Source organism: Mesorhizobium temperatum, from assembly GCF_002284575.1.
Lineage (GTDB): Bacteria > Pseudomonadota > Alphaproteobacteria > Rhizobiales > Rhizobiaceae > Mesorhizobium > Mesorhizobium temperatum.
On record NZ_NPKJ01000066.1, the window covers coordinates 62408 to 76352 of the forward strand.

General features: G+C 62.8%; 10 protein-coding genes. 5 read left to right on the forward strand and 5 right to left on the reverse strand.

The features are described 5' to 3' along the window. The first annotated feature begins 152 nt into the window (after positions 1–152). A complete protein-coding gene (locus CIT26_RS25030) occupies positions 153–1118 on the forward strand; it encodes a sugar-binding transcriptional regulator (RefSeq protein ID WP_095495048.1) in 966 nt (321 codons plus the stop codon). An 87-nt stretch (positions 1119–1205) separates the two neighbouring features. After that, positions 1206–3260 (forward strand): bifunctional aldolase/short-chain dehydrogenase, encoded by a 2055-nt coding sequence (locus CIT26_RS25035; protein WP_095495049.1) that lies wholly within the window; start codon positions 1206–1208, stop codon positions 3258–3260. A gap of 70 nt (positions 3261–3330) precedes the next feature. On the opposite strand, the gene CIT26_RS25040 is transcribed toward CIT26_RS25035, so the two are convergent. The 3 genes from CIT26_RS25040 to CIT26_RS25050 form a co-directional block, all read right to left on the reverse strand. After that, the gene (locus CIT26_RS25040; RefSeq protein ID WP_095495050.1) at positions 3331–4386 is read right to left on the reverse strand and encodes a substrate-binding domain-containing protein; all 1056 of its coding nucleotides are present in this window, start codon (positions 4384–4386) and stop codon (positions 3331–3333) included. Between the two features lie 61 nt (positions 4387–4447). Further along, positions 4448–5467 (reverse strand): ABC transporter permease, encoded by a 1020-nt coding sequence (locus tag CIT26_RS25045; protein ID WP_245319545.1) that lies wholly within the window; start codon positions 5465–5467, stop codon positions 4448–4450. 37 nt (positions 5468–5504) lie between these two features. Further along, positions 5505–7031 carry a sugar ABC transporter ATP-binding protein gene (locus CIT26_RS25050; RefSeq protein WP_095495052.1) on the reverse strand — a complete coding sequence of 509 codons (1527 nt, stop codon included), beginning with the start codon at positions 7029–7031 and terminating at the stop codon, positions 5505–5507. Between the two features lie 136 nt (positions 7032–7167). Here CIT26_RS25050 and mtnK point away from each other — a divergent pair, with 136 nt between their 5' ends. The 3 genes from mtnK (at position 7168) to CIT26_RS25065 (ending at position 10693) form a co-directional block, all read left to right on the forward strand. Beyond that, positions 7168–8439, forward strand: a complete 1272-nt coding sequence (gene mtnK, locus CIT26_RS25055; RefSeq protein WP_095495053.1) for an S-methyl-5-thioribose kinase — start codon at positions 7168–7170, stop codon at positions 8437–8439. Further along, positions 8436–9527: an S-methyl-5-thioribose-1-phosphate isomerase gene (mtnA, locus tag CIT26_RS25060; RefSeq protein ID WP_095495054.1), complete on the forward strand. Its 1092-nt coding sequence runs from the start codon at positions 8436–8438 to the stop codon at positions 9525–9527. Before mtnK ends, mtnA begins: the two co-directional genes overlap by 4 nt. 338 nt (positions 9528–9865) lie before the next feature. Continuing rightward, positions 9866–10693: a phosphogluconate dehydrogenase C-terminal domain-containing protein gene (locus CIT26_RS25065; RefSeq protein ID WP_095495244.1), complete on the forward strand. Its 828-nt coding sequence runs from the start codon at positions 9866–9868 to the stop codon at positions 10691–10693. Positions 10694–10872: 179 nt separating this feature from the next. Here the strand turns inward: CIT26_RS25065 and CIT26_RS25070 are convergent, their stop codons facing one another. After that, positions 10873–11637, reverse strand: coding sequence for a hypothetical protein (locus tag CIT26_RS25070; RefSeq protein WP_095495055.1), 765 nt, complete (start codon positions 11635–11637; stop codon positions 10873–10875). A 61-nt stretch (positions 11638–11698) separates the two neighbouring features. Then, positions 11699–13372, reverse strand: a complete 1674-nt coding sequence (locus CIT26_RS25075) for a polysaccharide biosynthesis/export family protein (RefSeq protein WP_167391531.1) — start codon at positions 13370–13372, stop codon at positions 11699–11701. Between the last annotated feature and the right edge of the window lie 573 nt (positions 13373–13945).

A 13945-nucleotide genomic window follows, 5' to 3' on the forward strand; every position in this document is an offset into this window, starting at 1 on the left:
CACAGGCTTCCGGCCCGTCACCATCCACCATGCCACGATAGAACGCATTTGGCACAATGGTGATCTAGATTTAGCGAGCGAAGGGGCATCGTTTTCCCTTGCTCGGTTTGACTTTTGTCGAGAGCCGTGAATAATGTCAGCGAGGAGATGGCATGGCGATCCGACCGGCAGAACAGCTTATTCACAAGGCCGCCTGGCTCTACTATGCGCACGGCCTGCGCCAGGACCAGGTGGCCAGCCAGCTGAAGATTTCCCGAGCCTCGGTCGCCATGTATCTGCGCAAGGCGCGCGAGACCGGCATCGTCAACATCTCGACCTCGACCCAGCTTTTCACCGACGATGTCATGGCGCGCAAGCTTGAAGACGCGTTGAAGCTCGACGCCGTCTGGATCGCGCCGGAAAACGGCCATGTCGCCGATCCGTCGACCGATATCGCGGTGCTGGCGGCCAGCGTCTTTCTCGAATTGATCAAGAAGGGAGACCGCATCGGCGTCGCCTGGGGGCGGACCATTTATATGATCGCCGACGTCATGTCCTACGCCGATCTGCAGGATGTCACGGTGGTGCAGCTCTGCGGCAATCTCGGAGCACCCTATTCCTACCGGCCCGACCAATGCACCATGGAAATTGCACGCCGGCTCAACGCCGAGGGGCTCAATTTCTATGCACCGCTGGTGCTGACGACGGAGGAACTGGCGCGCGGCCTGCGCGCCGAGCCGGTGATCCGCGAGCAATTGTCGGGCATCAGTGAATGCAACCTGGCGCTGTATTCGGTCGGTACCGTCGACGCCGACAGCCATGTCGTCAAATGCGGCGCGCTGACGGCCAGCGAAATGGAGGTGCTGCGCCGTGCCGGCGCTGCCGGCGTCATCGCCGGGCAGATCATCGACGCGCAAGGCAAGGCGCTCGACTGCAGCTACAACCGGCGGGTCATTTCGGCGGAGCTGTCATCGCTGCGCAAGATCGAAAAGCGCCTCGTGGTGGTGCAGGAGGACAGCAAGTTCGAACCGCTGGTGGCGGCGATCGCGGGTGGGCTGTGCACACATCTGGTGGTCGGCGCCCGGATGGCGCGACGGCTGCTCGACCATGCCGGGCCGGCAGCGGAAAAGGTCGCCTAGATACGCAAAACTCTGCCGCGGGCGCATTGCCATCAAGGCGTCGCGGCATTCCTGTTTCACAACGAGAGCAAATCGGACGAAGCGAACATGAAGAACCTGTGGAATGACGGCGACGCGGAGAAAATCGTTGCCGACTATGCAAAGAAGGGTGTTGCCCGCGACCTGGCGCTGCGCGTCTATACGACCAGGCTTCTGGGCGGCGAACCGCGGCTTGTCCTGCATGGCGGCGGCAACACATCGTGCAAAACAAAGGCCACTGATCTCGTCGGCGACAAATGGGACGTGCTCTGCGTCAAGGGCAGCGGCTGGGACATGGGCGTCATCGAGCCGCAGGGCCTGCCGGCGGTCAAGCTCGGTGCGCTGCTCAAGGCGCGATCGCTCAAAAAACTCTCCGACGAGGACATGGTCGCGCTGCAGCGGGCGAACCTCATCGATCCGTCTTCGCCCAACCCTTCGGTCGAGACACTGCTGCACGCCTTCCTGCCGCATAAATTTGTCGACCACACGCACTCGACCGCCATCCTGGCCGTCGTCGACCAAGACGACAGCGAGGCGCTGAGCAAGAAGGTCTTCGGCAGCAAGATGGGATTTGTGCCCTACATCATGCCGGGCTTCGACCTGGCGAAGGCGGCGGCCGATGTCTTCGACGCCGATCCAACGGTCGAGGGCCTGATCCTCGACAAGCATGGCATTTTCACCTTCGGCGACGATGCCAAACAGGCCTATGACCGGATGATCCATTATGTGAACCTCGCCGAGGATTTCATCACCAGCCACGGCAAGCCGCGCACCGAAAAAGCCGCCTTGCCAGCTAGGCTGGCGAAGCCTGCGGATATCGCGCCGATGCTGCGCGGCGCCGTGGCGGTGGCACGCGGCGAAGGCCGCTTCAACCGCATGATCAGCGATTTCCGCACCTCGGACGCGATCGTCGATTTCATCAATTCGGCAAAGATTGCCGACTATGCCGGACGCGGCGTGTCGACACCCGACCTGTCGATCCGCATCAAGACCGGACCGATGGCGCTGCCGGCACCCGACGCTGACAAGATCGGCGACTACAAATCCGTCATCCGCCAACATGTCGAGGAATTCGCCAAGGACTATCGCGCCTACTTCGAAACCAACGACGCGCTCGACGATGTGAAGCGCACGATGCTCGATCAGATGCCGCGGCTGACGCTGGTGCCGGGACTCGGCATGTTCGGCCATGGCCGCACGCTGAAGGACGCGAAGATCGCCTCCGACGTCGGTGAAATGTGGATCGAGGCGGTACGCGGAGCCGAAGCAATCGGCGATTTCCATCCACTGTCCAAAGCCGACCTGTTCCCGCTCGAATATTGGTCGCTGGAACAGGCCAAGCTCGCCGCCAACAAGCCGAAGCCCCTGACCGGCCAGGTTGTGCTGGTCACCGGCGGCGCCGGCGCAATCGGTGCCGCCACCGCAAAGCTGTTCGCCGATAATGGCGCCCATGCCGTCGTTGTCGATCTCGACGCGTCAAGGGCGACGGAAGCGGCGAAGAAGGCAGGCAACAGTTCGATCGGCATCGGCGCCGACATCACCGATCCGGCGCAGATGCGCGCTGCGTTCGACCAGGCGGTCGCCGTTTACGGCGGCCTCGACATCCTCGTCTCGAATGCCGGTGCGGCCTGGGAGGGCAGGATCGGTGAGCTCGACGACGCCACTTTGCGCAAGAGCTTCGAGCTCAATTTCTTCGCCCACCAGTCGGCGGCGCAGAACGCGGTGCGCATCATGCTCGAACAGGGCACCGGCGGCGTGCTCCTTTTCAACACCTCCAAGCAGGCAATCAATCCGGGTCCGAAGTTCGGCGCCTACGGCATACCGAAGGCGGCGACGCTGTTCCTGTCCAGGCAGTATGCCCTCGAGTACGGCGCCCATAGCATCCGCTCGAATGCCGTCAACGCCGACCGCATCCGTTCCGGGCTTTTGACCGACGCCATGATAGCGAGCCGCTCGGGCGCGCGCGGCGTGTCGGAGAAGGAATACATGGCGGGCAACCTGCTCGGCCAGGAAGTGACGGCCGAAGACGTCGCCCAGGCCTTCCTGCATCAGGCGCTGGCCGAGCGGACCACCGCCGATGTGACGACGGTAGATGGCGGCAACATCGCGGCGGCGCTGAGGTAGGCTCAATAACGGTCCAGACGCAAAAAGAGCGGCCCGAAAGCCGCTCTTTTCTTTTGCCTGCCGTAAAAAGCTATTTGGCGTTGGGGTTCGGCATCCAGGCCGGCATCGCGACATCGGCATGAGCGAACTGCGGCAGCTTGACCGAGAGGTCTTCCATGTTCTTGATGTCCTTGTCGATCAGGTCCTTCTGGGTGATCAGCGTCGGCGGCACGATGACATTGTGGCCGGGGTCTTCGCCGGCCAAAAGCTGAGCCAGGGCGCGCACCGAAACCTGGCCGACGACAGCCGGATTGGTGGCGGCGGTTGCCGCCCAGGCGCTGTCGGGCTCGCGCATTGCGGCGATGTCGGAGGTCGAGATGTCGGCCGAATAGATCTTGATGTCTTGGGACAGACCGGCCTCGTCGACGGCGATCTTCACGCCCTTGGCGAATTCATCATAGGGCGCGAACATCACCTTGATGTCGGGGTTGGCCGACAGCACCGAGCGGGCCTGGTTGGCGACGGAATTGGCGATCGGATTGTCGAGCGTGCCGAACATCGCCGCCTCGTTGATGCCCGCATATTTCTTCTTGAAGTCGACCCAGGTCTCGTTGCGGCGGTCGAGCGGCGCGATGCCGGCGACATAGACGTAGCCGGCCTTCCAGCTCTCGCCATTGTCCTTGACCGCCTGTTCGAGCGCGAGGCGCGCGAGGTCGCGGTCGGACTGCTCGATCTGCGGTATTTCTGGGTTTTCGACATTGACGTCGAAGGCGACGACCTTGATGCCGGCGTCGACCGCGCGCTGGGCGGCTTCCTTCATCGATTCCGTCAAGCCGTGCTGGATGATGATGCCCTGGACGCCAAGCGCAATGGCCTGGTCGACCATGTCTGCCTGAAGGGCGGCGTCCTGACGGCTGTCGAGGACGCGCAGATCGACGCCAAGCGCCTTGGCCTGCGCTTCGACACCGGAAAGATAGGCCTGGAAGAAGTCACCGGTCGAGAGATAGCGGACCAGCGCGATCTTGACGGCACCGGGTTTGTCGAACGGCGCCGGCTTGTCCTGCGCCATCGCCGGGACCTGCATCAGCAGCGCGGCGCCGGCAAGCCCGAGTGCTGCCTTCCCCAAAAGTCTTCTTGTGATCTTCATGTTGTTTCCTCCACTTGTTGAACTCAAATTTCAGCCGGTCGAAATCCTGTCTGTCGAAATCCTACCTCTTGCCCCTGCCGGACAGGGCGAAGGTGAAGACAAGGGCAACCACGAGAACCAAGCCCTTGATGAAATCCTGCGTGTAGTAGGGCGCGTTCATCATCGTCAGGCCCTGCAGCAGCACGCCGACAAACACCGCACCGACGGCCGTGCCGAAGGCGTTCGGCTTGGCGGCGCCGAGGACCGCGTAGCCGATGAGCGCCGCTGCGACAGCATCGAGCAGGAGATTATTACCCGAGGCGATGTCGCCGCGTCCAAGCCGGGCAGCGAGCAAAATGCCACCGATCGAGGCAAAAACCCCTGAAATAACGTAGGCCCAGATTTTGTATGCCTTGACAGGCGCGCCGGCGAGTTCGGCAGCCCGTTCGTTGCTGCCGACCGCATACATCATGCGTCCGAAACGGGTGTATTCAAGAAAGAACCAGATCATCACTGCAAGCACGAGCAGCACGACCACCGAAACCGGGATGAGGTTGGGGATGAAGAAATCGAAGCGGTGGCGGCCGAGCGCCAGGAAGGCGGCGCCGAACGTGCCGTTGGCGACCGAGCCGTCGGGCATCGTCATACCGGTGGCGATCGAGCGGCCCTCGGTCGGGATTCGCTGCAAGCCGACGAGCAGGAACATCATGCCGAGCGTCGCCAGAAGGTCCGGAACACGCATATAGACGATCAGCCAGCCATTGATGAGGCCGACGATGACACCGATCGCGAGACAGGCGACAACCGCGACGACAGCGTTCTGCTCCAGCACCACCATGACATAGGCGGCTGCCATCATGGCGCTGGTGGCGACGGAGCCGATCGACAGGTCGAAGCCGCCGACGACCAGGGTGGCGGTGACGCCGAGCGCCAGCACGCCGGTGATGGCGACGGACTGAAAGATGAAGACGGCGCTCTGCGGCGAGACGAAGCCATCGGCGGCGACGGCGAAATAGGCAATCAACCCGAACAGCAGAACGATGAAGCCATAGCGGATGGCATGGTCGCGCGCCGCTGCCATCCTTACCCAACCCGAACTCATGCCCTCTCCATTCCACGTCCCATTATCTGCCCGCCCTTTACGCTGCGCTGTGCAACGGCCCGCCCGCCACTTCGGCCAGCAGGCGCTCGAGGTCGATGTCGGCATTGCGATGTTCGCCAACGATTGTCTGCTCCGACATCACCAGGATGCGGTCGGCGGTCTCCAGCGCTTCGTCGAGTTCGGTGACGAACAGCAGCGTCGCACGGCCGTTCGCGCTCGCCCGCAGCTTGGCCGCGATATCGCGCCTGGCCGAAATGTCGACGCCCTGAAACGGCTCGTCCAGGATGAACAGTTTTGCCGCCTGCGACATCCAGCGCGCGACCATCACCTTCTGCTGGTTGCCGCCGGAAAGCGCCGACATTTCGTCCTTCTCCGAGCGGCAGACGATGCCCAGCTCCTGGATCTGGTGGCGGGCGGTGGCGCGCTCGATGCGGCGATTGAGAACGCCGAGACGCGACATCCGCCTGTGGAACGGCAGGCTGATATTTTCCTGGATGTTGAAGTCGCCAACGATCCCGTTTTCGCCCCGGTCCTTGGCGACGAGAAATACGCCGGCAGCGATCGCCTCGCCCGTCGAACCCGGCGCATAGGGTTTGCCGTTCAGCACCATGGTCCCGGACAGCGGCTTGCGCACGCCAAACAGCGTCTCGGCGAGCGCGGTCTTGCCGACGCCGACGAGGCCGGTGATGGCAACGACCTCGCCGTCGCCGAGCGTCAAAGAGATCGCACTGGAACCTTCGGCAATGCGCAACCCGTCAATCGTCAGGACAGGCTTGGCGGAATTCCTGGCGACGATCCGATCGAGGTGGATCTTGCGGCCGAGCATGGCGTTGACCGCGCCTTCATAATCGAGCGGCTTGCGGTCGAAGACACCTGAGATGACGCCGTCGCGCATCGAGACGATCCGGTCGGCAAGCCGCCTGATGTCCGACATGCGGTGCGAGATGTAGAGGATTGCGACGCCGTGCTCGCGAAGCCTGTCGAGCAACGCGAAAAGCCGGTCAGCTTCGGCGCTGGACAGAGAGGACGTCGGCTCATCGAGGATCAGCACTTTCGGCTGATGCGCCATGGCGCGGGCTATCGCCACCAGCTGGCGGTCGGCCAGCGAGAGATCGCTGATCCGGGCTTTCAGGTCGATGGCCAGCCCCATTCGGTCGGCAACCACCTTTGCCTCGCGACGCACCCGGCCTGGATTGAACAGGGTCGGCGCGCCGCTGCCACTCAACCTGTCGAGCGTCAAATTGGTGGCGACGTCGAGGTCGGCGACGACACCATCATTGATGTTTTGATGAACGGTGACGACACCGGCGCGTATCGCCTCCGCCGGCGTATTCGGCGCGAAATCCTCCGGCGCAAAGTCGTGGCCGGCAAGGCTCATCGTGCCGCCGCCGCGCTCGTAGACACCGCTGATGATCTTGACGAGGGTGGATTTGCCGGCGCCGTTGGCGCCCATCAGCACGGTCACTTCACCCGCATGCAAATCGAGCGAGACGCCGCCAAGCACCTCGATATGGCCAAAGGACTTCCTCAGGCCGTGCACGCGGAACACGGCATTATTGCCCATTCGTTCCTCCCTGACTATGACGCTAGGGGCTGTTCCGGCAATTGTCAACACGATTGACAATTGCCAGAGAGCTTCCTAGCTTGGACCAACCGCCTTGGCTCCACTATGATGGGAGCACATCAGCGGGAGGGTAAGGATGACTGGGAAATTGCCGTTCGAAGCACTGTCGGTCGACACCCTGGCAGCACGCCTCGGCGCCAACGATGCCCTGTGTTCGCATATCGGCAAAGATACAAGCCGCTGGAAGGTCCGCGAGGTCGGCGACGGCAATCTGAACCTGGTCTTCATCGTCGAGGGCGCCATGGGTGCGGCCGTCGTCAAGCAGGCCCTACCCTATGTCCGCCTGGTCGGCGACAGCTGGCCGCTGCCGTTGAAGCGCTCCTTCTTCGAGTATCACGCGCTGACGCGGCAGGAGGCGAGAGCGCCCGGTTCGGTGCCTGCGATCCATCACTTCGATGAAGGCCAGGCGCTGATCATCATGGAATATCTGTCGCCGCACATCATCCTGCGGCGCGCGCTGATCGAGGGCCGGCAGCTGCCGAACATCGCGAGAGACATCGGCCTGTTCATGGCCCGCACCCTGTTTCGCGGCTCCGACCTGCATATGGCGACCAAGGATCGTAAAGCCGATCTGGCGCTGTTCGCCGACAATGTCGAACTCTGCGACATCACCGAGAACCTGGTGTTCTCGGACCCGTATTTCGACGCCAAGATGAACCGGCATACGAGCCCGCAGCTCGACAGCATCGTCGCAGAGTTGCGCGCGGACCGCGATCTCAAGGTCGAGGCGCAGCGGCTGAAGCACATTTTTGCGGCCAATGCGGAGACGCTGCTGCATGGCGACCTGCATTCCGGCTCGATCATGGTCACCGAGACAGAAACGCGGATGATTGATCCCGAATTCGGCTTCTACGGCCCGATCGCCTTCGATGTCGGCATGCTGCTCGCCAATTTCTGGATGGCGTTCTTCTCGCAGCGTGGCCACGAGCAGAATGGAAAGCGCGACACCATGCGCGCCTATCTGCTCGATGTGACGGTCGATACATGGTCGGTGTTCCGCACCGAGTTCTCGCATCTGTGGCGAACCGAGCGCACGGGCATGCTCTACCAGAAGAGCCTGTTCGAGGATCAGGGCGACAGGCTTGGCGCCGAACAAGCGCTCGACCACATGCTGCATCAGGTCTGGACCGACATGCTGGGCTTTGCCGGCGTCGAGGTGCACAGGCGCATTCTGGGCCTCGCGCACAACGCCGATTTCGAGACCATTGCCGACGAGGATCTGCGCGCCACATGTGAGGCAAAGGCGCTGAAATTCGGCCGTCACATCGCCGTCAACCGACGCCAGATCCACAGCATCGACGAGGTCAACAAATTGGCCGCGCTGATCGAACAGGAGAACAGAATTTGAACGTCGGCGACCGCCACTATCGCACCATCTGGCTGAGCGACGACGGGCGTTCGGTGGAGATCATCGACCAGCGCTGGCTGCCGCATGATTTCCGCGTGGTAAAAGTCGGCACCGTTGCCGGCATCGCCGCGGCGATCCGCGACATGTGGGTGCGCGGCGCGCCGCTGATCGGCGTCACATCAGCCTATGGCGTCGCCATGCAAATGGCCAACGATCCTTCCGATGCAGCACTCGACGGCGTCTGGGAGGTCTTGCACGAAACGCGCCCGACAGCGATCAATCTGCGCTGGGCGCTCGATGAGATGCGCAATTTCCTGCGGCCGCTTCCGCCTGGACAACGCGCCGAGGCTGCTTACCGGCGCGCCGGCGAAATCGCCGACGAGGATGTCGGCCTCAACCGCGCCATCGGCGTCAACGGCCTTGAAATCATCAAGGACATCGCGGCGCGCAAGGCGCCCGGCGAGCCGGTCAACATCCTGACCCACTGCAACGCCGGCTGGCTGGCCACCGTCGACTACGGCACCGCCACGGCGCCGATCTATCTGGCTACGGAAGCCGGCATTCCCGTTCACGTCTATGTCGACGAAACGCGCCCGCGCAACCAGGGCGCTCAGCTGACCGCATGGGAGATGGCCGGCCACGGCGTGCCGCATACGCTGATCGTCGACAATGCCGGCGGCCATCTGATGCAGCGCGGTCAGATCGACATGGTCATCGTCGGCACCGACCGCACCACCGCCGACGGTGATGTCTGCAACAAGATCGGCACCTATCTGAAGGCGCTGGCCGCGGCCGACAATGACGTGCCGTTCTATGTCGCGCTGCCCTCGCCGACCATCGACTGGACGGTGGGCGACGGGCTGGCCGAAATCCCGATCGAACAGCGCTCCAGCGACGAGGTCTCGCTGGTCTGGGGCAAGACCGCAAATGGCGAGATTGCGCAGGTCCGCATCTCGCCGGAGACGACGCCCGCGGCGAACCCGGCCTTCGACGTGACGCCGGCGCGGCTGGTCACCGGATTGATCACCGAACGCGGCGTCGCCAAGGCGTCGCGCGAAGGTTTGAAGGCGATGTTTCCCGGACGCTGATGATCCTGTCCCGCGGATACTGCTGAACGGTTGGCAGCGGACCACCGCCTAAACGTCAAGACTGCCGGTTTCGCCGGACCCTAAAAGACCCGCCCTCGCGGGCAATGCAAAAGATCTGCGTCTACAAGACTCGGGCATTCCGAGATGTCGATCCACCTCATGATCCGACAAGGCCGCCACCCGCTGGCGCAGCCAACGGCGTGGGACTGCGCCACTGGAATTGGCTCTCTTGAACTCGTTCTTCCCAAATCGGATTGCCAATCCATGGTAGGGTGATTATACCAGCTACTAAGATGACGATCGGCAGGGCCATCGTTCGAGATCAGGAGTATGGCAAGATGACAACGATTGCGCTGTTTGGTGCCGGCGGCAAAATGGGTTACCGCCTTTCGACCAATTTTCGCGGCTCTCCCTACACGATACGCCATGTCGAAGTCAGCGACGCCGGCTGCGAGCGGCTGAAGACGGGGCTGGGTATTGACGCGGTCAGCGCCGATGAAGCCCTGAACGGCGCCGAGGTAGCGATCCTGGCGGTTCCCGACACCCATATCGGCAAGGTCGCGGCCAGCATCGAGGGCAAGCTTGCTTCCGGCACCATGGTCGTCGTGCTCGACGCCGCGGCACCTTTCGCAGGCCATTTGCCGAAACGGCCGGACCTGACCTATTTCGTCACCCATCCCTGCCATCCGCCGATCTTCAACGACGAAACCGATATGGCGGCCAAGAAGGACTATTTCGGCGGCGTCAAGGCCAAGCAGCATATGGTCAGCGCACTGATGCAGGGGCCGGAGGAAGATTTCGCCAAAGGCGAAGCAATCGCCAAGATCATCTGGGCTCCGGTCATGCGGTCGCATCGCGTCACGGTCGACCAGATGGCGCTGCTCGAGCCGGGCCTTTCTGAGACTGTCTGCGCCTCCCTGCTCGTTGTCATGAAGGAAGCAGTCGACGAGGTCGTCGCCCGCGGGGTCGACCAGCAAGCGGCGCTCGACTTCCTGCTTGGCCACATGAACGTGCTCGGCGCCGTCATCTTCGGTGAAACCAAGGGTGTGTTCTCCGACGCCTGCAACAAGGCCATCGAGTTCGGCAAGCCGGTGCTGATGCGCGACGACTGGAAGCGGGTCTTCGAGCCGGAAGAGATCGCGGCCAGCATCCAGCGCATCACCTGAGGCGGAAGTAACTGAAAATCATGGAAGCATTTTGAGCCGTCCGCCCCCGGGCGGCTTTTCATTGATTGATTTGCATCCTCAACAATGCGGTTGTGGCCCGGCATCGAGGGGCAATCCCATGCAACGCTGGCCAATCCCGACTGTATTTCTCGTGCTACGCTTTGCGTGACAGGGGCGTCCTATGTCACCGCGGTGACCCTACCCGCCGCATCGAGGCGACAGCCGACTCGCGCCTGCCGAACCTCGATGCCGCCTTGCCTTGCGTAGTGTATGCGCACCTCGATCCGCGCCGTGAGCGCGCCCCGACGTTGCTGTAACGGACCTGCGCTGACCGCGTGAACACGCACGGCACCGAGGGGCGTCGCAGCCGAGGCGATCGCCGTGCGGCAGGCACGCACCACAGCTTGTGGGATACCGGGTTTGGCTTTCAGTGGCGCCAGAAATCCCAACGGATAGCCATTGGTGATCGGCGCCAACGCGTCGCGACCCGTTTTGGAGGGCCTGAGCGCGCGTGGCAGGAAGGCGGATTGTCTCGCGGCATTGGCCTTGGCAATGGCTGGCGTGATGCCGGCGCTGCCGCTCGCGACTTGCCCAGAGCCTAGGGCCGGGTTGCCAGGCTTACCTCCTGGAGCGGTGGCCGATCCGGACGAACGGTCGCCCACCCCGACACCTGTGGATAGGCCCCCGCTTGCACCGCCGAGGTTGCCGCTGACGCCAAGTCCGGCGCCGAGCGATCCTTTGCCCACGCCGAGCGACCCGCCAAGGCTTGCTCCCCCTACTCCGTCGACGCTCGCGCCGCCCGCCACGGAGGCGCCTCTCGGGCCGACGCCCAAGCCAGCACCGACCCCGACACCGCCAAGTCGACCGCCAAGCCCCGCGTCAAGTGCCGAGGCAGGGCCAATTGCGATCGCGATTGTCAATCCGGCTGCGACGTATTTATTCATTATCATACTCCTACTGCGATGTATTTCGGCCCACGGAAATGCCGTTCGCGATCAGCCCTCGCTAGCGAGAGCCGAGCTTCGGCGGTCGCGTCGGGAGCAACGCGTCGGGAAGCGCGATGGTCGCCACCAGAACAGGCCGCGATGGCCTTTTTGCCTTCACTTTGTGGTTTTCCCGCAACCCGGGTTGACGGGCTGGTCGCGAGCGCACAGACACATCTCCACGCGAAGTTGCGCCGGCACGTGCTTTCGGAGCGCGGGTCACGCGCTCGGTGCGACGCTCATCCCGGGCCTTTTCAATGTCAATCGCCTTTCGCGCGGCGCTGAGGTCGCGGGCTAGACCGATGGCCTTGTTGCGTTCTTGCTCCAACGCCGCGCTCAGCTCCATCGAGACGCGGCTCGCTTCCTGCTTTGCCGCGTCGCGTTCTCGGCGAGCGCTGTCGAGGTCACGTGCGGCTGAATCTGCCCGTTCGCGCTCCAGTTCGAGTGCATCGCCAGCTCGCTTTAAAGCCGCCTCTGCCACCTGTCGTTCCTTGATGGCGTTGGTCTGCGCGGCCGCAGCTAGATCTGCGCTTGTCTTAAGAGCGTCGATAGTTTGGCGCGCCACGGTGAGTTCGCGTTCGAAGCGCTCGGCCTTGTGCCGCTCCTCATCAAGCGCTCGCTGCGCCTCTGCCACAGAGGCCTCCATAGAGTGACGCGCTTCAAGCCTGGCGGCCTTCTCGTGATCGGCGAGAATGGCTTTGGCCTTTAAGCCTTTGACTTCACGTTGCGCCACTTCCAGATCAAGCGCGAGCTCTTCGGCTCTTCGCCGCTGCTGATTTAGGGCTTGTCCTTGTTCAGCCATCGTGTCGGCTACCGCACGCGCCTGCGCGCTGGCGTCGCGGGCGCCGCGCTGCATCACGGCCAGTTCCGCTCGCGCCGCCGCCAATTCGCGGCCCTCATGGTCACCGCGAGCCGGCTGCACGCTCTTCCTGAGCGCGTCGACTTCCCTCAGCGCCGCAAAGAGCTGCTGTTCCAGTGCGCCGCGGTCAGTCCGCACCGCATCGAGTTCCCGCACCAAGGCGGCAGCCCGTTGACGCGCTGTCGCAAGGTTCTGATTGTGTCGGACGGCATCGTTGCGAGCAGTCTGGCGAGCCGCAAGTGCTTCCTCGCGAGCTGCCGCAATTTCCATGCGAGCGGCGGACAGCTCATTCAGCAATGCCCCTTCCAGAGCTTGCTGTTGCTCCGCTGCAGGCTGCCAAGGTGTGTGGGAACCGCGCACGCTCGGTTGCGCCTCGGCCTTGCCCTTCTCGACACTGGCGCGTTCCGAAGCCACGGCCGAAGAGCTGTCGTCGGCTGCGTCTGCCGGCGGTTCGGGCGCTTTTCGTTTGCCCGGGTGTTCCACCGAACCTGTGATGTCCGAGGGCAGATTTCGTATCAGTTTGACGGTTGTATCCGCCCGTTCTTGACGGCCGCTCCTGGCTTGCAAGCGATCGGAAATCAGCTCTGCCAGCTCCCCCTCACGCAGACCTGCGGCGGCAATGTTCCCGATCACTGGAAGGTCAAGCGTGCCAGCCGAGTCGATGGTGAAAGTATGGTTGAGCTGCAACGCCTCCAAAACGCCATCGCGCAAGGCAGTCCATCGCCAAACGTGCAGTTCGATCGTGTCTCGCGGGGCAAGTCTGTCGTCGGCCTTTGGCCGACCGTGTGCCGCGGATTCCAGCAGCAGGATGATACAGAACGAAATCAGGCACAACATGGCGCTGCAGCTCCTGCCGCACATGCCACGAAATGAAGCCAAATGCCGTTGGTCAGCAAAGCTTAGCGCGGGGCTGCAGGATGGCGGCCTGGAACTCTGCACAAAATTCATAGCTGAACCTCACCGGCAACGCGATCCTTGCCGCGAACGGATTCATAAGAAACCCGCGCGCAGGCTGGGGCCGCGGAGAAATTCCACAACCAAAGCGCGATACTAGCAAAGCCTGCGCGTGCCGCTGAGCACCGAATAAGGCTTAGGAGTGTCTCCTCTTTACTTACTTATTACGCTCTCACCCCGCGTATCGTACCCCTTACGGTGAAGGTTATCCGGCTTGGCCAGTTGCCGGCGCATCGTAGGGAACAAAGTATCGCTCTTGGTGGATGACTCTCCGATGGCCGGTGGCTGATGCAGGAGCCGCTCGCTGCTCATCAGATACATATCATCTGAATTTGTGGTTGACTCATTATACCAGTTGGCTTAGCTGTTGGAATGGCTTTGGCGAGCCGAGGCCGGGCTGAAAATTGGGTAGATGGCAGGTGGAGGGGCAGCCTGGGGGCGGAATCGAACAGGATG